Source organism: Bradyrhizobium sp. AT1, from assembly GCF_001590795.1.
Taxonomy (GTDB): domain Bacteria; phylum Pseudomonadota; class Alphaproteobacteria; order Rhizobiales; family Xanthobacteraceae; genus Bradyrhizobium.
In genome coordinates, this window is sequence record NZ_JXDL01000001.1 from 3,597,279 (window position 1) to 3,620,332 (window position 23,054).

A 23,054-nucleotide genomic window follows, 5' to 3' on the forward strand; every position below is an offset into this window, starting at 1 on the left:
TTCAATTTAACCCGGAGACCTGCAAAATGCAAACCCTCGCTGTTGATATCGCCGCCACCTTCATCGATGACGCTGCAAGCCTCGCGACCGGCTTTGGCCGGGCCGTTCTCAGGCTGGCCATGAGGCCGATCGATCGTATCGCCAATGCCTGCGACATTGCCGGCGTCCTCACCGAGCGGCGCGCGACCTTCCGGATGTGGCGGGCCAGCCGCGCCCGTGCTCGTCTCGAAGGCCGCAAGTTCAGCATTCTTGGCCGTTTCTCGCCCTTTCGCCACCTCGCCCATCTCACCTGAGACGAGTGGCCGGCCCTCGCAGATTCGGCCCGAATGTCGAATCTGGCGGCAACGAAGGACTCACCATGTCCGGACATTCGCGGGCGTTCCCGCTGGCCTCCATGAGGCGGTTCAGGTTTTCATCGCCCGAGCCATATCCGAGACAAGCGCGGCTGACGCGGTCGCGACAAAGATATTTGCGAACCTAACGAGATCAGTTGGAGACCAACAGGATCGGAGGAACCGAGGGGACAGAACAGGCTGGCGACATCCTCGCCGTGCGATCGTTCTTCCCATGCGCTTCCGGTCGTGACGCTTCACAGACAACGCAACAATCTCAGGCTGCTTTTCTACAACAGGACTCGTCATGATCAGGGAATTGATGTCGTCACGCCGCTTTGCGCCGCTGTTCTGGGCGCAATTCTTCTCGGCGCTCAATGACAACGTGCTCAAGAACGCACTCGTCATCATCCTGCTTTACAGTGCCGCGACCGGCCACGGCGATGCCCTGGTGACGGTGGCTGGCGCCGTCTTCATCTTCCCCTATTTCATCCTGTCCGGGCTCGGTGGCCAGCTCGCCGACAAATACGTCAAATCTGTCGTCGCACGGCGGCTCAAATTCGCCGAGATCTTCGCCGCCGGCTTTGCTGCCGCCGGCTTCTTCCTGCACTCGGTGCCGCTGCTGTTCGCGGCGCTCGCTTTGTTCGGCGTCATCGCCGCACTGTTCGGGCCGGTGAAATACGCCATGCTGCCGGACCAGCTCGAGCTCGGCGAGCTCGCGACCGGCAACGCCCTGGTGGAGGGCGCGACCTTCATGGCCATCCTGCTCGGCACCGTCGCCGGCGGCCAGTTCGTCGCCGGCTCCGCGCATATGGGCTGGGTCGCATCCGCCGTGGTCGTGCTGGCCCTGCTGTCCTGGGCGTTCGCGTCCCGGATTCCGCAGACCACGCCCTCCGCGCCCGAGCTGCCCGTCGATGGCAATCCCTGGACCTCGACGGTGAGCCTTCTCAGGACGTTGCATGCCGACCATCGGCTTTGGGACGGCACCGTGATCGTCTCCTGGTTCTGGCTGGTCGGCGCCATCGTGCTGTCGCTGCTGCCGGCGCTGGTGAAGGAGGTCGTGGGCGGCACCGAGGGCGTGGTGACGCTGTGCCTTGCGATCTTTGCGATCGGCATCGCGATCGGCTCGCTGTTCGCAGCCAGCCTCAGCCACGTTCGCCCGAACCTCGCGCTGGTGCCGATCGGCGCGATCATCATGGGCTTTGCCGGCCTCGATCTCGCCTTCGCGATCGCCGTGACCGCCAAGGGCCAGGACATCACCGCGTCCGGTTTCGCGACCTCGTTCGCGGGCCTGCGCATGCTGGCCGATTTCGTCGCCTTCGCATTCGGCGGCGGCCTGTTCGTCGTCCCCTCCTTCGCCGCCGTCCAGGCCTGGTCGGCGCCCAACGAGCGCGCCCGTATCATCGCCGCCGGCAACGTGCTGCAGGCTGCCTTCATGGTGGTCGGCTCGCTGTTCGTCGCGCTGCTGCAGGCGGCGGGCCTCCATATCGGCTGGATCTTCTTCGGGCTCGGCGTCGCCAGCTTCGGCGCGGTGTGGTTCGTGCTGACCAAATGGGGCAAGGAAGGCGTGCGCGATTTCGGCGGGCTCCTGTTCCGCGCGCTGTTCCGCACCGAGGTGCGCGGGCTGGAAAACCTGCCGCCGCTGGGCACCCGCATGCTGATCGCGCCGAACCATGTCAGCCTGATCGACGGTCCGCTGCTGCACGCCGTGCTGCCGATCGATGCAAGCTTTGCGGTCGATACCGGCATCGCCAAGGCCTGGTGGGCCAAGCCGTTCCTGCGCGTCGTCAAGCACTACACCATGGACCCGACCAAGCCGCTGGCCGCGCGCGACCTGATCAAGCTGGTCGCCGCCGGCGAGCCCGTGGTGATCTTCCCGGAAGGACGCATCACCGTCTCCGGATCGCTGATGAAGGTCTATGACGGCACCGCAATGATTGCCGACAAGGCCGACGCCGTGGTCGTGCCGGTGCGCATCGAAGGCGCGCAGCGCTCGCATCTCAGCTACCTCAATTCCAGCCAGATCAAGCGCTCGTGGTTTCCGCGGGTGACGGTCACCATCCTGCCGCCGGTCAAGCTGCCGGTCGACGCCGCGCTGAAGGGCAAGGCGCGCCGCAATGCCGCCGGTGCCGCGCTCCAGGACGTGATGATCGATGCCATGGTGAAGAACGCCATGCTCGACCACTCGCTGTTCGAGGCGCTCGGCCACGCCTATCGCGACCGCGACACCGGCAAGGTCATCATCGAGGACGCCCTCGGCACCAAGCTGACCTATCGCAAGCTGATCCTCGGCGCGCAGGTCTTGAGCCGCAAGCTGGAGAACGGGACTGCCGTCGGCGAGAATGTCGGCGTGCTGCTGCCGAATTCCGCCGGCGTCGCCGTCGTCTTCATGGCGCTGCAGAATATCGGCCGGGTGCCGGCGATGCTCAACTTCTCCGCCGGCCCGGTCAACGTGCTGGCCGCCATGAAGGCCGCGCAGGTCAAGACCGTGCTGACTTCGAAGGCGTTCATCGAGAAGGGCAAGCTCGACAAGCTGATGGCCGCGATCTCCGCGGAGGCACGCGTGGTCTATCTCGAAGACGTCCGCGCCTCGATCGGCGTCGCCGACAAGATCAAGGGCCTGCTCGCCGGCACGACGCCCCGCGTCGTCCGCCAGGCCAACGATCCCGCCGTCGTGCTGTTCACGTCGGGTTCGGAAGGCACGCCCAAGGGCGTGGTGCTGTCCCATCGCAACATCCTCGCCAACGCGGCGCAGGCGCTGGCGCGGGTCGATGCCAACGCCAATGACAAGGTGTTCAACGTGCTGCCGGTGTTCCATTCGTTCGGGCTCACGGGCGGAATGATGATGCCGATGCTCGCGGGCATTCCGATCTACATGTACCCTTCGCCGCTGCACTACCGGATCGTGCCCGAGCTGATCTACCAGACCGGCGCCACCATACTGTTCGGCACAGATACGTTCCTCACCGGCTATGCCCGCTCGGCGCATGCCTACGACTTCCGCACGCTGCGCCTCGTGATCGCCGGCGCCGAGGCGGTCAAGGACCGCACGCGCCAGGTGTTCATGGAGCGCTATGGTATTCGCATCCTCGAAGGCTATGGCGTCACCGAGACCGCGCCGGTGCTGGCGATGAACACGCCGATGGCCAATCGCCCCGGTACCGTCGGCCGCCTCTCGCCGCTGATGGAAAGCCGCCTCGATCCGGTCCCCGGCATCGAGGAAGGCGGCCGCCTCTCGGTGCGCGGGCCGAACGTTATGCTTGGTTACCTCAGGGCCGAGAATCCCGGCGTGCTCGAAAAGCTTCCCGAGGGCTGGCACGACACCGGCGACATCGTGGCGATCGACGCCGCCGGCTTCATCACCATCAAGGGTCGCGCCAAGCGCTTTGCCAAGATCGCAGGCGAGATGGTCTCGCTATCGGCCGTCGAAGCCATCGCGACCACGCTGTGGCCGCAGGCCGGATCGATCGCCGTGTCGATCCCCGACCAGCGCAAGGGCGAGCGCATCGTGCTGCTGACGACGGAGAAGACCGCCGAGCGCAGCGCGATGCAGGCCCAGGCCAAGACGATCGGCGCGTCCGAGCTCACCGTCCCCGCGGCGATCATGGTGGTCGACAAGGTGCCGCTGCTCGGCACCGGCAAGACCGACTACGTCACCGCCACGACGATGGCCCGCGAGCAAGCCTCCGCGCCGGAGCGCGAGGTGGCGTAAGCGCGGCTCGTTCACCTCTCCCGCTTGCGGGAGAGGTCACGCCGAATGCGCGGGTGAGGGCTTTCTCCTCTAGGAGATTGTCCCATCATGTTGACACCCTCTCCCCGGCCCTCTCCCGCGGGCGGGAGAGGGAGCCACATCCGTCGTTAACGACTAACCCAATCCCATCATGTTCACGCCGCCGTCCGTCGCTCCTGCGCATAACGCACCAGCGCCGCGAAGCGGTAAATGCCGTGCACGAACTTGCCATAGGGCATGGTGATGAACAGCGCGAACACGGCGCCGAGATGCAGCGCCAGAAGCGGCCCCATGGCAGAGGTCTCGCGCAGGAGCAGAAGCAGCATGCCCGTCAGCCCGGTCAGGAACAGCATGGCGATGAAGCCGACATCCATGCCGTAGCTGAGCTCGTCGAGCAGAGCGGGATCTCGCCGCAGCTTGGCCGTAAGCAGGCCGATCGGGCCAATGATCAGGCCGATGCCGCCGAGCGTGCCGAGCACCACGGGCAGGTCCCACCACGGATACGGCGCCTCGCGGCCGAGCAGATAGTGGTAAAGCGTCGCCACCGACGTCGCGCCAAAGCACAGGATGAAGCCGTAGAACGTCAGGTGGTGATAGAGCTTGCGCCGGTCGGTCGGCTTGTCGTCCTCGTTGTAGCAGCCGACGCCGCCACCATGGAGATAGCGCAGCTCACCGGCGTCGCGGATCGCCTGGACAATCGAGCCGCCGTCGGCGCGGCCGCCGATTGGCGGACCGATGTCTCGCCAGAAGGCGCGCACGCTCATGACCAGGGCCAGAACAGCATAGAGGAAGGCAGCGCTGAACAATGCGGCCATCGCGTTATGCGGCATCAGTCTGTAGAACGCACCGGGGCCGGTGTGCACACCGAACAGCACGTTGCGATCATTGAGGGCGGCGAAGCCGAGGATGAAGGCCGCCATGCTGAGCGCGGCGATGATGCTGATGACGAGCCCGTTGCGGGCGAAGGCGCCGGACAGCGCGCCCGGCCAGGCATAGGCCGCATAGGATTCGGCGCGTGCGACCGCGAGCGTCTTGGGGACGTTGACATTGAATTCGTGCGGCGGGGAGAACTGGCAGTCGACATAGCAGGCGCCGCAGCCATGGCAGAGATTGGCGAGATAGTTGAGGTCGCCGTCGGAGAAGGCGCGGCGCATCTCCATGGCGGGAAACACCGCGCAGAGACCTTCGCAGTAGCGACAGGAATTGCAGACCGTCATCAGGCGGTCGGCTTCGTCCAAAATTCTGGTTCCGTGCATGGCGCTACTTCGTCAGGCCTTTGCCCTCGAGCCATTTCTGGATCAGGGCGGCGACCTCGAGGTTGTTCTTGTCCATCATCACCATATGCGAATTGCCCTTGATGCCGACCTGCGGGAGGTCGACGACGTCGACGCTGCCGCCGGCCGTCTTGATGGCATCGGCAAAGGCGATGCCATTGGCGCGGATCTTGGGCCAGCGTGAATCGCGCTCGATATAGTCGCCATAGATGACGAGGGTCGGAATGGACTTCAGCACATCCGCCTTGGCGGGATCGCCGATGCCGGCTGGCTCGATCGCGATCAGCGCCTTGACCTTGTCGGGCCGGGCCTGCGCGACCTTGAAGCCGAAGCTGCCGGCCTGGCTGTGGAACAGGATCACCGAGGGGCCGACACGATCGAGCTCGGCGATATAGGCGGCGACGGTCGCATCGTCCGTCGTGGTCCAGCGCGGCACGTTCTGCTTGACGAAGTTCTCATAGCCCTCGACTGGAAACTGGTTGCCCGGCAACAGCTTTCGCTTGGCGGGATCGGGATCGTAGGAGCCCGGCCCTTCGCCGATGCGGAAACGCTCGAACGGATTGGCCGTGGTGAGGAAGACCGGCTCGCTCTTGAAGATGTCGGGGTATTGCGCCCAGCCCGCGCGCCCACGCTCCACCGCGTCGGAATTGTAGACCGCCCAGCCCTTGCGCAGGAAGTAATTGAGCCATCCTTCACGTCCGTCCGGCGTGGTCTCGTAGGTGACGCCAGTCAACCCGCCGCCATGCCACATCAGCAGCGGATAGGCGCCCTTCTCGTTGGCCGGCAGGAAATATTGCACATACATCTGCTCGACCTGATAGGTGCCGTTGGGATCGACCTTGGCCGGCACACCACCGGGCGTGAACACGACCTCCCTCACCGGCTTGCCGGAGATCTCGACGAGACGCCCGCCGACATGGAACGAACCCATGTCGCGCAGGGTAATCGGCTCGGCGGCGTGGGCGTGACCTGCGATCAGCAGCGCCGTGAGCGAAGCGATGGCAATGCGCGACATGGTTCCTCCCTGACTTTTCTTCGTTCTAGTTTTTCGCATGACGTGCCGCTTCCCGCCCCGCGATCCGTCCGAACACGCTGCCGATGGTCATGCCCATGCCGGCGGCATAGCCCTTGCCGAGCACGTTGCCGGCCATGATCTCGCCGGCCGCGAACATGTTGGCGGACGGCTTGCCGTCAGCCATCAGCATCCGCGCCTCCTTGGTCACGCGCGTGCCGAGATAGGTGAAGGTGATGCCGGGCCGCACCGGATAAGCGAGATAAGGCGGCGTCTCGATCCTGCGCGCCCAATGCGTCTTGGGTGGCGTGATGCCCTCGGTCACGCAATCATCCAGGATGGTGTGGTCGAAGGTGCCGGGCCGCACCGCGGCGTTGAATTCTGTGATGGTCTTTTCCAGCGCGGCCGGATCGAGCTCGAGCTTGCCGGCAAGCTCGGCAATTGTTTGCCCGGCGATCGGCGGGAACAAGGTCGGCATGAAACTGGTGACGACCGTGGAATCGAAGATGATGTAGGCGATCTGATCGGGTTGCGCCGCGACCAGCCTGCCCCAGATGGCGTAGCGCTTCGGCCAGATGTCCTCGCCTTCGTCGTAGAATCGCTCAGCGTGCTTGTTGACGACGATCCCGAACACGACGGAGTCATGCCGTGTGATGATGCCGCCGTCGAATTTCGGCGCGCGGGCGTCGATCGCGACCGCATGGCACTGGGTGGGATCGCCGACCTGCTGCACGCCCTTGTCGAGCAGCATCTTCAAAATGGAGCCGCGATTGTAGGGCGTGCCGCGGATCAGGAAATTGTCGGCAGCCTCGCCCCAATATTGCTTGAGCCATTCGATATTGGCCTCGAACCCGCCGGCGGCCGCGACCAGCGAGGTCGCGCGGATCTCGGTCTCGCCCTTGACCGGCCGCTTGAGGCGCGCGGCCAGGAACATGCCGTCCTCGATCACGAGGTCAGTGACCTCGGCATCATATTCGACATCGACGCCGAGCCGTTCGGCGGTCAGATAGAGCGCGTTCAGCATCGCGCGGCCGCCGCCGAGGAAGAACGAATTGGTGCGGCCGAGGCTCAGCGTGCCACCGAGCGAGGGCTGCCATCGCACGCCCTGCTCCACGATCCAGTTCAAAATGTCCTTGGACTCCCGGATCATGTGCCGCGCGAGCACCTCGTCGGTCTGCCCGCCGGTGACGCGCAAGAGATCCTCCCAAAATTCCTCCTCGGTGTAGGGACCTGTCAGGATTTCGGTGGCGGCGTCATGGGCGCAGCGCATGTTGCGGGTGTGGCGAGTGTTGCCGCCGCGATAGAACTTCGGCGCGCCTTCGAGCACCAGCACGGACGCGCCGCCGCGCCGCGCCGCGATCGCCGCGCACAGCGCCGCGTTGCCGCCGCCGATCACCAGCACGTCGTATTTGCTGCTCATGCCGTCCGCCCGATGCGACGAAGTTGGAGACATTCTGCGCGCCGGCGGCCGCGGTCAACCAGGCCGCCATTGCGTACTTTTGTATACAAAGATATACATTGGCGGGACAAGCGCCATCTTCGCATGGGCAGGATGCGCTTTGCGTTCCGAGGACAAATGGCCAGACGCCCGGCAAAGGCAGGCGGACCGATCGTGCGGAGCGGCGGCATTGCGCTGGGCGAAGCCGTATTCCGCTCGCTGTGCGAAGCGCTGCAGGCCGGCAGCTACCGCGCCGGCGACCGCCTGCGCGAGGAAGAGGTCGCGCAGCGGCTGAAGGTCAGCCGCACGCCGGTGCGCGAAGCGTTGGGCCGGCTCGCCGCACGCGGCTTTGTCGAGCCCGCCGGCGGCCGCGGCGTGATCGTCCGCGACCTCGACATCTCGGAGGTGCTCGAGCTCTACGCCATGCGCGAGATCATGGAGGGTGCCGCGGCGCGCCTTGCCGCCGAACATGCCTCGCCGCCCGAGATCGACGCGCTCCGAGACATCGAGCAGGCTTTTGTCGAGGCCTCGACGACGGACGCCGCCGAGATGGCAAGAGAAAGGGCAAGGCTGAACCGCGCCTTCCATGAAGCGATCTGCCGCGCCGCGCGCAATCGCTATCTCGACAACGCTTCACGGGAATTGCAGGACTGGATCGCCCTGCTCGGCCCGACCACCTTCACCGTATCGGGTCGCCCCTCGACCAGCCACGCCGAGCATCAGGCCATCATCGAAGCCATCGCCGCGCGCGACGGCGACAAGGCCGAGCAGCTTGCGCGCGCGCATATCCGCGAGGCGCTGCGCTGCCGGCTGAAGCTGCTGCAGAAGCAGTAGGCTACCGTCGTGCCCGGCGCGGAGCACGCGCATCGTCGGCCGCGCGGGCCAGCGCAGCATCGAGAGCTTCAGTCGGCCCGCCCAGCGCGCGCGTCAGCCGGACAGCGGCCTTCAGCAGCAGCGACGTCATCGTCTTGATGTTGTCGCGCGTGAACCGCGGCTTCGGCCCCGAGAGCGACAACGCGCCGACGCATTTTCCGCCGGGACCGAACACCGGGCAGGCCAGCCCGGCGCAATCAGGATCACGCTCGCCGAAGGACACGGCGATGCAGTCCTCGCGAATCTCGTCATGGCCCTCGCCTTTTTCGCCGTCGAAGGCGAGGATGACCCGGCCGGCCGCACCGCGGTCGAGCGGCAGCAGCATGCCTGCCTCGACCCGGTCGAGCGTCGAATGCTGGGAATCGACGCGGAAGACGCAGAGCCTGCGCTTGGCGTCATGCCTCACGTGGTACGAGGGGCTTTCGGTGCCGTCGGCCACGAGTTGCCGCAACAGCGGCATGACCCGGTCATGCAGATTGTTGCTGCGCTGATAGACGGCACCGAGACGGAACGGCGTCGGGCCAAGATGGTAGCGTCCGTCGGCGAACTGGACGAGATAGCCGAATTCCTGCAGCGACGTCATCAGCCGCAGCAGCGTGCTTTTGTACATCTTGGTGCGCCGGGCGAGCTCTGCCAGCGTCATCGGCTCCGGCGCATCCTCGAAGGCCGCCAGGATGCTCAGAGCGCGGTCGACGGCTGCGACGCCGGGCGAAGGCATGTCGTCTCCTATTGAGGAAATCCGGAGGGATCGATCAGCTTTGCGATGACGGGAAAATACGCATCCCCCATGCCCTTGTCGATCGTCTCCTGGAAGATCTCGCGCATCAGCGCCGCGCCGCGCAGATTCAGCCCGGCCTGCGCACCCAGCTCCAGCGCGTAGGAGAGATCCTTCATGGCATATTCAGTCGAGAAGGCCCGCAGCGGAAACTCTTTGGCGACAATCGCCTTCATGCCGTGGTTGCGCAGGGCAAAGCTGTCCGCCGAGCCTTTCGACAGCGTCTCCAGCAGCAGCTTCGGCTCGACGCCGCTGTGCTTGGCGAGCGCGACGGCCTCCGCCAGCGCGTTGACGGTCTCGAACAGCACCATGTTGTTGAGGATCTTCGTCACCTGGCCCGCGCCGGTTCCGCCGCAGAGTGTGACATCGGAGGCGAAATGCCGGATCAGCGGCTCAACCTCCGCGAACTGCTCCGCCGTCGCGCCGACCATGACGCTGAGGGTGCCGTCCTGCGCGGCCTGGCGTGTGCGCGCGATCGGTGCATCGATCCAGAGCGCGCCCTTCGCGGCGAGTTGCTCGGCGAACGACCGGGTCTGACCGACGTCAGAGGTGCCGAGGTCAATCACGGTCTGGCCGCGCTTGATGGCCGGCAAGATGCCGGCGAATACCGACATCACGTGCCTGGCACTGGGCAGGCACAGGAATATCGTCTCGCTGCCGCCGACGACATCCGCGATCGATGTCGTCGCCGTCGCACCATCAGCCGCGATGCGCGCCAATGGCTCAGCGGCAAGGTCAAACGCAAGGACCGTTCGCCCGCTCTTGCGCAGCAGGTTGCGACAGATCGGCTCGCCCATGACGCCGAGACCGATGAACCCGATTGAACCGGACATTCCGTACTCTCCCTCAAAATCCCGCGGCCGGGCGGATGGCGGTCCCGCCCGGCCGCCCCACTTACTTCACCAGCGGGCAACCGCCTTCGCTCATGGGCCGGAACACCTCTTCGCCCGGCTTGGAGCTGACGACCCGATAGTAGTCATACTTGTACTTGGACTCCTCGGGCTTCTTCACCTGCACGAGATGCATGGTGTGCAGCACGCGCCCGTCGGGGCGGATGACGACATCCTTGTTGTACATGTCGTTCACCTTCAGCTCGTGCATCTTGGCGGCCACCGCCGTCGCATCAGTCGTACCGGCTGCTTTCACGGCGGCGAGGTAGTGGTGGACCCCGCTATAGACCCCGGCCTGCACCATGCTGGCGACCTTGCCGTCCATCAGGCCGGCATAGCGCTTCGACCAGGCCCGGGTTTGATCGTTGAGGTCCCAGTAGAACGAGGTCGTCACCTGCAGGCCCTGTGTCACTTTCAGCCCGAGCGAATTCACGTCGGTGATGAACACGAGCAGACCGGCCAGCTTCTGGCCGCCCTCGACGATGCCGAATTCACCTGCTTGCTTGATCGCGGTCTGCACGTCCGCGCCCGATGTCGCGAGGCCGACGACGTCGGCTTTCGAGCCCTGCGCCTGCAACAGGAATGAGGCAAAGTCGGCGGTGCCGAGCGGATGCGCAGCCGAGCCGATCACCTTGCCGCCCGCCGTCTCGATGAACTTGGTGGCGTCGCGCTGCAGCGCGTGGCCGAAGGCATAGTCGGCGGTCACGAAATACCAGGTCTTGCCGCCGGCGCGCGTGATTGCATCGCTGGTCAGCTTCGACAGCGCGTAGGTGTCGTAGTTGAAGTGGAAGCTCACCGGGGAACAGGACTTGCCCGTGAAATCGGACGAGCCGGGGCCGGAGATGACGAAGATCCTGTTCTTCTGCTTGGCGACTTCGAGGATGGCAAAGCCGGCCGAGGACGCCGCGCCGTCCGCGATCATGTCGACGCCCTCATTGTCGAACCATTTTCGCGCGGTGGCCGCCGCGATGTCCGGCTTGTTCTGGTGGTCGGCCGAGACGATCTCGATCTTCTTGCCGAGCAGCTCATTGCCGAAATCCTCCGCCGCGAGCTTTGCCGCGGCAATCGAGCCGCGTCCGCCATTGTCGGCGAACACGCCGGACTGGTCGTTGAGCACGCCGATCCTGATGACATTGTCGGCTGCGAATGCCGCACTCGTTTGCGCGGCCAGAACGGCCGCCATCATCCAACGCAACTTCATAACTTACGCCTCCCGTTTACAATCTTTGCTTATCGAGGATGTCTTGCAGAACCGGCGCGATGTAGCGCCGGAACTGCTCTGGATTTTCACTCATTGGAAAATGTCCGAGCCGCTCCATCACGGTCGCCTTCGCGCCGGGAATGCCGGCGGCGGTGCGCAGCGTGTCCTCCGGCGTGCAGGAGAAATCGTACTCGCCGGTGAGGAGATAGAGCGGACACGCATTGACGTCGATGTTGCCGGTGCGTCCGCGCAGATCGCCGTCGACGCGATAGAAGTAAAGATCGCCCTTGAAGATGCCTGGGCCGCCCTGCTTGTAGCCCCACAGCGTCTCATGACGCGCGACTTCCGGACCATTCGGCGCGATCAATCCCGATACCAGGGCAGCGCAGACCTCGCCGCCATGGACGTCGGGCCGGTTCAGCCATGCCGTGTCGTACCAGGGTTGCTGGAAGTCCGCCGCCTCCAGCCCGACCAAGGCGCGGAATTCGCGCGCATGTTCGATGGCGAGATTGAGCACGATGCGGCCGCCGATCGAGCAGCCCATCACCACCGGCCGATCCAATCCGAGCGCGTTGCAGAACGCGCGAATGGTCGCGGTATAGCTCGCCGTCGTCAGCCGGTATTCGCTGCCATATTGGCTGTCGGGCGGATTGGACTTGCCGTGCCACGGCATGTCGAAGGCGATGACACGAAAATCCCTGGTGAACTCGTCATCCACGAGCAGATGACGCCACTGCCGCGCGTCCGAGCCGGCGGTGTGCAGACAGACCAACGGAATGCCGCTGCCGTTTTCCTCGAAATAGATCCGGTTGATTTCGCCTTCGATCTCGACATGCAGGTAGCGACCGACGATCGGCTCGATGAAGCCGCTCATGACAGGCCTCCAAAACCGTTCCGCCTGGGCAGAGCCAGCAGATCCTTGAAATACTGAAGATGTGTCATGAAGGGATGCAGATCGCCTTCGAGGGTTGCCTGCCCGCGCTTGGTCAGGGCCAGGAGATCGTGCCAGCCCGCGGGCGGCATCTTCTGCCAATGGGCGGCGAAGGCAGCGGGCGTCGCGCGATAGGAGAAGCGCCAGGAGCGCATCAGTACCGGCGCCGGAATCATATCCACGATCCGTCCGGCCCGAATGGCCAGGTGAAATGGCTGCGTGCTCGGCCCGAGCTGGCAATCCACGTCGAGCGAGCGGCCACGGGCGATCAACGCTTCATCGCGGGCCAGTAAATCGGGAATCGTTTTGAAAGCCGCGGTGACCGTTTCCGGCTTGAAGGGCACCGGCGAGCCGTGATCTTGACGGATACGTTCGGACTCCATCGTTCGCACTCCCTGCTGTTCTACTAGATAGAACAGTATTCTATTTCTGTTGTACTTCTATACAGGGCTGGTGAGCGAACTCAAGTGCACGACCTCGGAGAGCTTCAGGTCCTGCTGGCCGTGCGATCGGCGGTGAGCGCGACGAGCGCCGTCATCTGATTGATTTCATCCGCCTCGCCGGCAGCTCCGGGCAGGATCGCGAAGCACAGCAGCACTGGCCGCCTGATCATCCCGCCCCCATGGCCGTTACGCCAGCACGTCCGCAACGACCGCTTTCACGACGTCTCTTACGTTGGCAGGCTTGAGCCGCACCTGCAGGCCGCGCTGGCCACCATTGATATAGACGAGATCATGCGCGAGCGCGCTCTGCTCGATCACGGTTTGCACGGGCTTGCGCTGCCCGAACGGGCTGATGCCGCCGACCTTGTAGCCGGTGACACGCTCGGCCTCGGCCGGCTTCATCATCTGCGCCGACTTGCCGCCCGCGGCCGCCGCAAGCTTCTTCATCGAGACTTCCTGGTCGGACGGAACGACGACGCAGACCGGCTTGCCGTCCACCAGCGCCATCAGCGTCTTGAGGACGCGCCCCGGGTCTTCACCGAGCGCGGCGGCGGCCTGGAGGCCGATGCTCTCGGCGTCAGGATCGTAGTCGTAGGTGTTGACGGTAAAGGCGACGCCGGCGGCGGTGAGCGCGCGGGTGGCTGGAGTGACTTTGGACATGGGTGATATCTACCACCGTCATCGCGGGGAGCGAAGCGGCGACGAGGTGGGTACGACCGCCCGCTACACCCTCAATGTCGTCCCTGCGAAAGCAGGGACCCATAACCCCAGGGAGCAGTTAGGCGAAGACTCGTTGTTCGGTACCACGTCCGTCCGCAACGGGAGATCACGCGGTATGGGTCCCGGCGTTCGCCGGGACGACAGCTGTGCCACCTAATGCCGGCGGCGTTCGCTACTCCGCCGCGTCCCGCATCTCCGCCCGCTCAGCCCTGGCCGCGCAGAACTTGAATTCCGGGATCTTGCCGAATGGATCGAGCGCCGGGTTGGTGAGCAGGTTCGCCGCTGCCTCCGCGTAGCAGAACGGCATGAACACCATGTTCTCCGGCACGTCGCGGTCGGAGCGGACCTTGACTTCGACCGCGCCGCGGCGGGTCTCCAGGCGAATGAAATCGCCGGGCGCCAGCTTCTTCTTGCGCATATCCTTCGGCGACATGAAGGCCACCGCCTCAGGCTCGATCTGGTCGAGCACCTGGGCGCGGCGCGTCATCGAGCCGGTGTGCCAATGCTCCAGCACGCGGCCGGTCGACAGCACCATGGGATATTCGTCGTCCGGAATCTCGTCCGGCGGGATCACCTTGGCCGGCACGATCTTGCCGCGGCCGCTCGCGGTCGGGAAGCCCGTGGTGAAGATGATCTCGTTGCCGGGCTTGTCGGGCGCATCGACCGGATAGGTCACCGCACCTTCGCGCACCAGGCGATCCCAGGTGATGTTCTTCAGCGAGGGCATCAGCTCCGCCATCTCGGTGAAGACGTCGCCGGGACCGGCGTAATTCCAGGGCAGGCCCATGCGCTTGCCGATCTCCTGGATGATCCAGAGATCCTGCCGCGCATCGCCCGGCGGCTTGATCACCTGGCGCGCGAGCTGCACGCGCCGATCGGTGTTGGTGAAGGAGCCTTCCTTCTCGGCGAAGGCCGAGGCGGGCAGGATCACGTCGGCGTGGAACGCGGTTTCGGTGACGAAGAGATCCTGCACCACGAGATGATCGAGCATGGCGAGCGCGTGTCGCGCGTGCTGCAGATCCGGATCGGACATCGCGGGGTTCTCGCCCTCGATATACATGCCCGTGATCTCGCCGGCGTGGATCGCGTTCATGATCTCGACCACGGTCAGGCCGCGGACGGGATCGAGATCCTGCTGCCAGAGCTTCTCGAAGCTCCCGCGCAGATCGTCGCGACCGACCGGCTGGTAGTCCGGCAGGAACATCGGGATCAGGCCGGCGTCGGAGGCGCCCTGCACGTTGTTCTGACCGCGCAGCGGATGCAAGCCGGTGCCGGGACGGCCGACCTGGCCGGTGATCAGCGCCAGCGCGATCAGGCAGCGCGCATTGTCGGTGCCGTGGACGTGCTGGCTGATGCCCATGCCCCAGAAGATGATCGACGATTTTGCGCGGGCATACGTCCGGGCAACCTCGCGCAGCGTCTGGGCGGGGATGCCGCAGATCGCTTCCATCTTCTCCGGCGTGAACTCCTTGATCTTCTCCTTGAGGTCCTCGAAGCCTTCGGTGTAGCCGGCGATGTACTGGTCGTCGGTCAGGCCTTCGGTGATGATCGTGTTGATCATCGCGTTCAGCATGGCGACGTCGGAGCCGGGCTTGAACTGCAGATGCTTGGTCGCGTGGCGCGACAGCGTCTGGCGGCGCGGATCCATCACGAACAGCTTGGCGCCATTCTGCTTGACCGCGTTCTTGATGAAGGTCGCGGCGACCGGATGGTTCACGGTCGGGTTGGCGCCGATCACGATGATCACTTCGGCATCCATCGCGGCAGCGAACGGCGCCGACACCGCGCCGGAGCTCAGGCCTTCGAACAGCGCCGCCACCGAAGAGGCGTGGCACAGACGGGTGCAATGATCGACATTGTTCGAGCCGAAGCCGGTGCGCACCAGCTTCTGGAACAGATAAGCCTCCTCATTGGAGCCCTTGGCCGAGCCGAAGCCGGCCAGCGCCTTTACGCCCTTCTCGTCGCGGATCTTGACGAGGCCCTTGGCGGCGATGTCGAGCGCTTCCTCCCAGCTCGCTTCGCGGAAATGGGTGAAGGGATTGGCCGGATCGACCTGATCGTTGGCATCCTTCTTCGCATTCGGCAGCCGAACCAGCGGCTTGGTCAGGCGATGCGGATGGTGGATGTAGTCGAAGCCGAAGCGGCCCTTGACGCAAAGACGATTGTGATTGGCGGGACCGTCGCGGCCCTCCGCGTAGATCACCTTCTCGTCCTTGACCTCGTAGGTGACCTGGCAGCCGACGCCGCAGAACGGGCAGAGCGAATCCACCTTCCTGTCGGCATAGGTGACGCGGGTCTGCTTCTCATCCAGCATCACCGCCGGCATCAGCGCGCCGGTCGGACAGGCCTGCACGCATTCGCCGCAGGCAACGCAGGTCGACTCGCCCATGGGATCGTCGAAGTCGAACACGATCTTCGAGCCGTGGCTGCGATAGGCCATGCCGATGACGTCGTTGACCTGGACCTCGCGGCAGGCGCGCACGCACAGGCCGCACTGGATGCAGGCATCGAGGTTGACGCGCATCGCCGGATGGCTGGCGTCGGTGGTCCAGCGCTCGGCGGCGGGGAAGCGGCTCTCGGTGACTCCAGTGGTCTCGGCCCAGTGCCAGAATTTCGAATCCGGATCGTGGCTGGTCTCGCGCGCCGGCTGGTCGGCGACGAGCAGTTCCATCACCATTTTCTGCGCCGACACTGCACGCGCGGATTCCGTCTTCACCTTCATGCCGACGGACGGCGTGCGCTTGCAGGACGCCGCAAGCACGCGCTCGCCCTCGATCTCGACCATGCAGGCGCGGCAATTGCCGTCGGGGCGATAGTCGGGCGCTGGCGAATAGCACAGATGCGGGATCTCGCGGCCCTGCCGCTTTGCGACCTGCCAGATGGTCTCGCCGGGTTGGGCCTCGACCTGCTTGCCGTCGAGCTCGAACGTAATCTTCGTCATTCGGCCGCTTCCTTGAACTCGTCAGGGAAATATTTGATCACGGTGGCCAGCGGATTCGATGCCGCCTGTCCGAGCCCGCAGATCGAGGCATCGCGCATCGCCTGGCTCAATTCCTCCAGGAGAGCGCGGTTCCAGACCGGCTGCTGCATCAGCTGCGCCGCCTTCTGGGTTCCGACCCGGCACGGCGTGCACTGGCCGCAACTCTCGTCCTCGAAAAATTTCATCAGGTTCAGCGCCGCCGCGCGCACGCTGTCCTTTTGCGACAGGATCACGATGGCGGCCGATCCGATGAAGCAGCCGTATTTCTCCAGCGTGCCGAAATCGAGCGGGATGTCGTCCATCGAGGCCGGCAGGATGCCGCCGGACGCGCCGCCGGGCAAATACGCGTAGAACTGATGGCCGTCGGCCATGCCACCGCAATATTCGTCGATCAGCTCGCGCACGGTGATGCCCGCAGGGGCGAGCTTCATCCCGGGATTCTTGACGCGGCCCGAGACCGAGAAGCTGCGCAGGCCATGCCGTTCATGACGGCCATGGCCCTTCCACCAGTCGGCGCCCTTTTCGACGATGTCGCGCACCCACCACAGCGTCTCGATGTTGTTGATCAGCGTCGGCAGGCCGAACAGGCCGACCTGGAACGGATAAGGCGGCTTGTGCCGGGGCAGGCCGCGCTTGCCCTCGATGCTTTCCAGCAGCGAGGATTCCTCGCCGCAGATGTAAGCGCCTGCGCCGCGGCGCATGTGAAGCGTCGGGCCGCCCGGCGGCAGCTTTGCGATCTCGCGCTCCAGGATCTCGCGCGAGGCCGGATATTCGTCGCGCAGATAGATGTAGACGTCGGAGGCCTGCACCACATGCGCGCCGATCAGCATGCCTTCGATGAAGCGATGCGGATCGGTTTCGAGGTAATAGCGATCCTTGAACGTGCCGGGCTCGCCCTCGTCGCCATTGATCGCCATCAGGCGCGGACCGGGCTCGCCCAGCACCGCGCGCCATTTGCGTCCCGTCGGGAAGCCGGCGCCGCCGAGACCGCGCAGCGAAGCGTCGTCGAGCGACTTCAAAAGATCGTCCGTCGACAGCTCGCCCGAGCGCAGACGAGCCAGCAGCTTATAGCCGCCGCCGGCGACATAGGCGTCGTAGTCGATATATTTGGGCAGATGCGCGTGGGTATCGCCGGCCTTCGCGGCGGCCATCACGTTGGCAACCGTCGCATGATCGACGAAGTGGTGGCCGACTTCGGCAGCCGGCGCGGTGTCGCAACGCCCGACGCAAGGCGCACGCACGACGCGGATGCCGGGACCCGATGCACTCTGCAAGTCCTCGAGCAGCTTCTCACCGCCGAGCATCGCGCAGGTCAGCGAATCGCAGACGCGGATCGTCAGCGGCGCGATGTCGGGCTCGCCCTCCTTCACCACGTCGAAATGCGCGTAGAACGTCGCGGTCTCAAACACTTCGGCGAAGGCGAGCTTCATCTCGTCGGCGAGCGCAGCGAGATGCGCGGCCGAGATCTGGTGATATTTGTCCTGGATCAGGTGCAGATATTCGATCAACAGATCGCGCCGCCGTGGCCTGTCGCCGAGCAGCTGCTCGATCTCGTGCGCGGCGGTGGGATCGACCTGCCGCCCCTTGGGCGTGGCCTTGGCTCGCTTGCGTCCCTCGCCCGGGTGTTCGAACGAGCGGACCTGATGCACGTCATGGCTCATCGATGAATCTCGTAGCCCTTCTTTAGAACAAGTCCAACCCTAGCCTTTGGCATGCCAAATGCCAAGAAAATTCTCATGTTCCAATAAGCGTTTAAGGGGCATGCGGCCAACCAGCCCCATGCCCCCATCGAACTCGATCGTGCGCCGCCTCAGCTCTTGTTCATGCACTCTTCGATGTAGAACCAGCGGTCGTCACCGGCGAGGCCCTTGGACTTCACCTCGGCGCGGCAGGTCTTCAGCTTCGGCTTGTTGGCCGCCCACTTGGCCTTCATGTCCTTCAGCTTCTGCATCGTGAGCTTGATCTTGCCGGGCTTGGCTTCGGTCGTCGCAGTGGGTGCAGCCGGTGTAGTCGCAGTCTGTGCCGATGCGGCGTGGATGCCCGCGGCCAGCAGCATGGCGGCGAGGCAGATACGGGTGCGAAACATGAAAATCCCCCTAGGTCCCATTCGCGATGATTCTTGAAAGACGAATGTCGCGGGACGCCGACCATCGGCATCCCGCGACCGTGTCGACAGCGATCAGAAAATCTTGACCGCGCTCTCCAGCGTCTTCCAGACACCCCAAGCCAGGGGAATGCCGACGAAGGCCCAGAACAGCGCCGCCTTGGCGTCGAGGCCGCCAAAGCCGATACCGTAAGAGCCGTGCGGCCCCGCAGCCGCAGCGCTGGCGCTCGCCGCCTGCAGCTTGGCCACATCGGCCTCCTTCATGTGCCACTTCGAATCGACCGGCTTGATCAGGTAGTTGCAGATCAGGCCCGCGATCAGCATGGCGCAGAGGATGTACATGGTGGTGTTGTAGAGCTGGTCGCGCGGAACGCCGGCCGCGAGCTGGAACTCGCGGATGTAGTTCACCACGACGGGGCCGATGATGCCCGCCGTCGACCACGCGGTCAGCAGCCGGCCATGGATGGCGCCGACGAACTGGGTACCGAACATGTCGGCCAGATAGGCCGGCACGGTCGCGAAGCCGCCGCCATACATCGACAGGATGATGCCGAAGCCGAGCACGAACAGCAGCTTCGAGCCCATCGCCGCGAAGGTCGGCGCCAACGCGTAGAGCACGATGCCGAGGATGAAGAACGTGTAGTAGGTGTTCTTGCGTCCGATCTTGTCCGACAGCGACGCCCAGAAGAAGCGGCCGCCGATGTTGAACAGCGACAGCAATCCGGCGAAGCCTGCGGCGATCGCGGCGATCTGCGCCTTCTGTCCGGCATCGAGCGCGTTGAAGCCGACGTCGGGCAGGCCGATCAGCTTGCCCGCGAAGATCTCCTGCAGCATCGGCGAGGCCATGCCGATCACGCCGATACCCGCCGACACGTTCAGGCAGAGCACCCACCAGATCAGCCAGAACTGCGGCGTCTTGTGCGCGTCGTTGAGATGGACGTTGTTCTTCGAGATCATCGCGTTGGCCTTGACCGGCGGGGTCCAGCCCTCGGGCTGCCAGCCGGGCGGCGGCAGGCGATAGCGGAACGCGCCGATCATCATGAACACGAAGTAGATGACGCCCATCGCGACGAAGGTCTCCCAGACGCCGACCGAGGTCGGGCTCTTGAAGTAGTTCATCAAGAGGTTCGCCAGCGGCGCGCCGATCATGGCGCCACCGCCGAAGCCCATGATCGCCATGCCGGTCGCCATGCCGCGGCGGTCGGGGAACCATTTGACGAGCGTCGACACCGGGGAGATGTAGCCGAGGCCGAGACCGATACCGCCGATCACGCCCGAACCGAGCCACAACAGCCAAAGTTGATGGGTGTAAACGCCGATCGCACCGAGGAAGAGACCGCCGCACCAGCAGAGCGCCGACACGAAGCCCGCCTTGCGCGGCCCCACGCGCTCCAGCCAGCCGCCCCAGACCGCAGCCGCGATACCCAGCAGCACGAAGAACAGGGTGTACATCCATCCCATGCTGGCGACCTTCCAGTCGCAGCTGGTCGTGAACAGCTCCTGCCACAGCGACATGTCGGGGCAGGCCTTCGGCGCGGTCAAACCGATCGCGCGCGACAACGGCAGCCAGAACACCGAGAAGCCGTAGGCCATGCCGATGCACAGATGGATGCACAGCGCGGCCGGCGGCACCAGCCAGCGATTGAAGCCGGCCGTCGCGATGGTCCGCTCGCGATCAAGAAAACCCGCGCCAGCGCCTGAAAGTGTCCCAGCGCCTTCGATTGCAGTCATGCATTCCTCCCCTAAGCCACCCTTCTGAGCAGCCTGCCGCTACTATCCTGTTCCTCAGCTCATTGCGGTGCAGACAATTGCCCCTGCTGCCCCGCACAATCATCCGACGCGCGCCAGGATCGTCACGCGCATCCTTAGTAAACCCCTCGCGCGGGGCGCTATGCCCGATACGACGTGCAGGCTTCGTGATCGGCCCGTTGATCCGCGTATCGCAGACAAGACTCAACCTCCGCGCCTGCACGGAGAAAGTCAATTTGGGCAGAAGCCATGATCGATGTCGATAGACAAATGGTCGGTATCAGTGAGGTAACGCTCACGAATGCGGTGCACCATTGGCATCACCTATCGAACCATTTGCTTTCTCTATCAGGAACACGATGCGCGCGTCGTTGCGCTCGGTGATCTCCACCGTGTCGCCCGTCTCGCGGATCAGGTTCGGGATGTCAATCACCGACAGCGGGTCGGTGCAGTGAACTTCGAGCTGATCGCCGGGCTGCAACGGCTTCAAGGCTTTGCGTGTCTTCAGGGCGGGCAGCGGGCATTTCAGTCCGGTGAGATCGAGCGTCGTTCTGGTCATGCGCGCAACATGGCGGGGTCGGAGAATGACGTCAACGCAGCCGGTCAGAGCAGGTCGGCATAGGACAAGAAACCTACGCGCTGTCCCGGCTCCACGCCGGTGATGCTCTCACCGAGCTCGACCAGGCCGTCGGTCTCGACCAGCGAGGACAACAGCCCCGCTCCCTCGCGCGGAAACTTGATCGCCTCGAGCTCGCCGTCCTGCGCGCGCCGCAAGGAAACGCGCACATATTCCCGCCGGCCCACCTTCTTCTTGTAGGTAAACGCCGCGCGCAACGGGATCGGTGTCAACGGCTCGGGCAGGCCGCCCGCCAGCGCCAGCACCGTCGGCCGCACGACATGGACGAAGGTGACGAAACTCGCGACCGGATTGCCGGGCAATCCGATCAGCGGCGTGCCGTCGATGATGCCCATCGCCACGGGCCGGCCGGGCTTGATCGCCATCCGCCACAGCACCAGCGAGCCGATGCTCTCGACCGCGGCCTTGACGTGATCCTCTTCGCCGGTCGAGACGCCGCCGGTGGTGACGATCAGATCGTGACGCCCCGCAACCTGCTTCAAGCCGTTCGCAAGCGAAGCACGCTCATCGCGGAGAATGCCGAGGTCGCTGACCTCGCAGCCGAGGCGGCGCAGCATCGCCATCAGCATGAAGCGGTTGGAATCGAACAGCTGCGAGGCGGCGCGCGGCTCGCCGGGGGACGCCAGCTCGTCGCCGGTCGAGAACACCGCGATGCGAATGCGCCTGACCACGTCGAGCCTGACAAGCCCGAACGCGGCGGCAAGCGCGACGTGCTGCGGCCGCAGGCGCTGGCCCGCGCGCAGCGCGATGTGGCCCTGCGGGATGTCCTCGCCGGCGGGACGGACATTGGCCCCAGGCTTCAGCCCCGGCGGCAGCACGATCCTGCCGGCCTCATCGACTCGGACATCTTCCTGCATGAAGACGGTCTCGGCATCCGGCGGCATCGGCGCGCCCGTGAAGATGCGCGCGGTGTGGCCGGGCTTGATCGGTGCCTGTGCAAGCCCGCCGGCCGGGATACGGCCGTCAAGCGGCAACGCCTGCTCGGCGCGATCGGGAAGATCGGCATTGCGCACGGCGTAGCCGTCGACGGCCGAATTGGTGAACGGCGGCAACGGCAGCGGCGCCGCGACGTCGCGCGCCAGCACGCGCCCGTCGGCATCGACGAGTGACACCGTCTCCAGATCGGCGATGGCGTTGACGCGCGTCGTGATGAGACCGACGGCCTCGTCGACCGACATCATCGGGCCGCCGAAGGCAAAGCAATCGTCCGAGAGTTGCGCCATGGTGCCTCGTCAGCGTCTCGCGGCGCTCTTCGCAACCGCTTCCTCGACCGGCATCGCCGCGCGCAGCAGCAATGCCGCGGCCGCCGCGATGTCGTCGAGATGGACAGTCGGAAGCCGGGTGTCAATGGCGGTGTCGGTCGCGATCCCGGCAATGCCGGGATCGTCGGGAAACAGCAGCGGTTTGCCGTTGGCGGCGCGATGCACCTCGATCTTGCGATGCGGCTCGCGCTTGAAACCCTCGACCACGACGAGATCGACCGTGGACAACTTGCTCAATAGTTCCGGCAGAAGCGGCTCCGCCGCGCCGCGAAGTTCGTGCATCAAGGCCCATCGATTCGACGAAGCAACCAGCACCTCGGCGGCGCCGGCCTCGCGATGCCGCCAGGAATCCTTGCCGGGTACGTCGACGTCGAACTGGTGGTGCGCATGCTTGATCACCGAGACGCGCAGGCCTTGCGCGTTGAAATGCGGGATCAGCCGCGCCAACAGCGTGGTCTTGCCCGCCCCACTCCAGCCCGCAAGGCCGATGACTTTCATGACCGTCCATCTCCACCATCGGCTCGCGAGCCGATGGAACCTCAGGTCCCTCACCGGTCATTGCGAGCGCAGCGAAGCAATCCAGACTGCCGCCGCGGAAAGATTCTGGATTGCTTCGCTGCGCTCGCAATGACGAACAGAGGCATTTGTCTATTCTCGCCCATGCTTATATCGGCTTGACCCGAATGTCATGCTAACCTCGCCG

At 65.0% G+C, this 23,054-nt stretch carries 20 protein-coding genes; 3 read left to right on the top strand and 17 right to left on the bottom strand.

Annotated features, from left to right (window positions below):
* Window positions 1–26 precede the first annotated feature (26 nt).
* Complete coding sequence (locus SE92_RS37475; RefSeq protein WP_063196760.1) at window positions 27–293, top strand: hypothetical protein; 267 nt, start codon at window positions 27–29, stop codon at window positions 291–293.
* Between the two features lie 346 nt (window positions 294–639).
* Entirely contained in the window at window positions 640–4,044 is a 3,405-nt protein-coding gene (locus SE92_RS16805) for an acyl-[ACP]--phospholipid O-acyltransferase (RefSeq protein ID WP_063196761.1), read from the top strand.
* Window positions 4,045–4,217: 173 nt separating this feature from the next.
* Here SE92_RS16805 and tcuB read toward each other — a convergent pair whose 3' ends face one another.
* From tcuB to tcuA, 3 genes are read right to left on the bottom strand one after another with little or no spacing between them, the layout of a single operon-like run.
* Window positions 4,218–5,318 (bottom strand): tricarballylate utilization 4Fe-4S protein TcuB, encoded by a 1,101-nt coding sequence (gene tcuB, locus SE92_RS16810; RefSeq protein WP_063196762.1) that lies wholly within the window; start codon window positions 5,316–5,318, stop codon window positions 4,218–4,220.
* Window positions 5,319–5,322: 4 nt separating this feature from the next.
* A complete protein-coding gene (locus tag SE92_RS16815) occupies window positions 5,323–6,351 on the bottom strand; it encodes an alpha/beta hydrolase (RefSeq protein WP_063196763.1) in 1,029 nt (342 codons plus the stop codon).
* A gap of 25 nt (window positions 6,352–6,376) precedes the next feature.
* A complete protein-coding gene (gene tcuA / locus SE92_RS16820; protein ID WP_063196764.1) occupies window positions 6,377–7,768 on the bottom strand; it encodes an FAD-dependent tricarballylate dehydrogenase TcuA in 1,392 nt (463 codons plus the stop codon).
* 156 nt (window positions 7,769–7,924) lie between these two features.
* On the opposite strand from tcuA, the gene SE92_RS16825 reads away from it, so the two are divergent.
* A complete protein-coding gene (locus SE92_RS16825; RefSeq protein WP_063196765.1) occupies window positions 7,925–8,620 on the top strand; it encodes a GntR family transcriptional regulator in 696 nt (231 codons plus the stop codon).
* Window position 8,621: 1 nt separating this feature from the next.
* On the opposite strand, the gene SE92_RS16830 is transcribed toward SE92_RS16825, so the two are convergent.
* From SE92_RS16830 to mobB, 14 genes are all read right to left on the bottom strand, one after another.
* Entirely contained in the window at window positions 8,622–9,377 is a 756-nt protein-coding gene (locus SE92_RS16830) for an IclR family transcriptional regulator (protein WP_063196766.1), read from the bottom strand.
* Between the two features lie 8 nt (window positions 9,378–9,385).
* On the bottom strand, window positions 9,386–10,267 hold the full coding sequence (locus tag SE92_RS16835) for an NAD(P)-dependent oxidoreductase (RefSeq protein WP_063196767.1): 882 nt from the start codon (window positions 10,265–10,267) through the stop codon (window positions 9,386–9,388).
* Between the two features lie 61 nt (window positions 10,268–10,328).
* Entirely contained in the window at window positions 10,329–11,525 is a 1,197-nt protein-coding gene (locus SE92_RS16840) for an ABC transporter substrate-binding protein (protein WP_063196768.1), read from the bottom strand.
* 16 nt (window positions 11,526–11,541) lie between these two features.
* Window positions 11,542–12,399, bottom strand: coding sequence for an alpha/beta fold hydrolase (locus tag SE92_RS16845; RefSeq protein ID WP_063196769.1), 858 nt, complete (start codon window positions 12,397–12,399; stop codon window positions 11,542–11,544).
* Window positions 12,396–12,839, bottom strand: coding sequence for a hypothetical protein (locus tag SE92_RS16850; protein ID WP_063196770.1), 444 nt, complete (start codon window positions 12,837–12,839; stop codon window positions 12,396–12,398). Before SE92_RS16850 ends, SE92_RS16845 begins: the two co-directional genes overlap by 4 nt.
* A 104-nt stretch (window positions 12,840–12,943) precedes the next feature.
* Complete coding sequence (locus SE92_RS37375) at window positions 12,944–13,069, bottom strand: hypothetical protein (protein WP_283806776.1); 126 nt, start codon at window positions 13,067–13,069, stop codon at window positions 12,944–12,946.
* A gap of 16 nt (window positions 13,070–13,085) precedes the next feature.
* On the bottom strand, window positions 13,086–13,559 hold the full coding sequence (gene ybaK, locus SE92_RS16855) for a Cys-tRNA(Pro) deacylase (protein WP_063196771.1): 474 nt from the start codon (window positions 13,557–13,559) through the stop codon (window positions 13,086–13,088).
* A 232-nt stretch (window positions 13,560–13,791) separates the two neighbouring features.
* Entirely contained in the window at window positions 13,792–16,560 is a 2,769-nt protein-coding gene (gene fdhF / locus SE92_RS16860) for a formate dehydrogenase subunit alpha (protein WP_063196772.1), read from the bottom strand.
* Window positions 16,557–18,260 carry an NADH-ubiquinone oxidoreductase-F iron-sulfur binding region domain-containing protein gene (locus SE92_RS16865; protein WP_063196773.1) on the bottom strand — a complete coding sequence of 568 codons (1,704 nt, stop codon included), beginning with the start codon at window positions 18,258–18,260 and terminating at the stop codon, window positions 16,557–16,559. Before SE92_RS16865 ends, fdhF begins: the two co-directional genes overlap by 4 nt.
* Before the next feature lie 149 nt (window positions 18,261–18,409).
* Window positions 18,410–18,685: a hypothetical protein gene (locus SE92_RS16870; protein ID WP_063196774.1), complete on the bottom strand. Its 276-nt coding sequence runs from the start codon at window positions 18,683–18,685 to the stop codon at window positions 18,410–18,412.
* Window positions 18,686–18,778: 93 nt separating this feature from the next.
* Window positions 18,779–20,434, bottom strand: coding sequence for an OFA family MFS transporter (locus tag SE92_RS16875; RefSeq protein WP_063196775.1), 1,656 nt, complete (start codon window positions 20,432–20,434; stop codon window positions 18,779–18,781).
* Between the two features lie 313 nt (window positions 20,435–20,747).
* A complete protein-coding gene (locus SE92_RS16880; protein ID WP_063196776.1) occupies window positions 20,748–21,011 on the bottom strand; it encodes a sulfurtransferase TusA family protein in 264 nt (87 codons plus the stop codon).
* Window positions 21,012–21,055: 44 nt separating this feature from the next.
* Window positions 21,056–22,312 carry a molybdopterin molybdotransferase MoeA gene (locus tag SE92_RS16885; protein ID WP_063196777.1) on the bottom strand — a complete coding sequence of 419 codons (1,257 nt, stop codon included), beginning with the start codon at window positions 22,310–22,312 and terminating at the stop codon, window positions 21,056–21,058.
* Between the two features lie 9 nt (window positions 22,313–22,321).
* Entirely contained in the window at window positions 22,322–22,849 is a 528-nt protein-coding gene (gene mobB / locus SE92_RS16890; RefSeq protein ID WP_063196778.1) for a molybdopterin-guanine dinucleotide biosynthesis protein B, read from the bottom strand.
* Window positions 22,850–23,054: the final 205 nt, after the last annotated feature.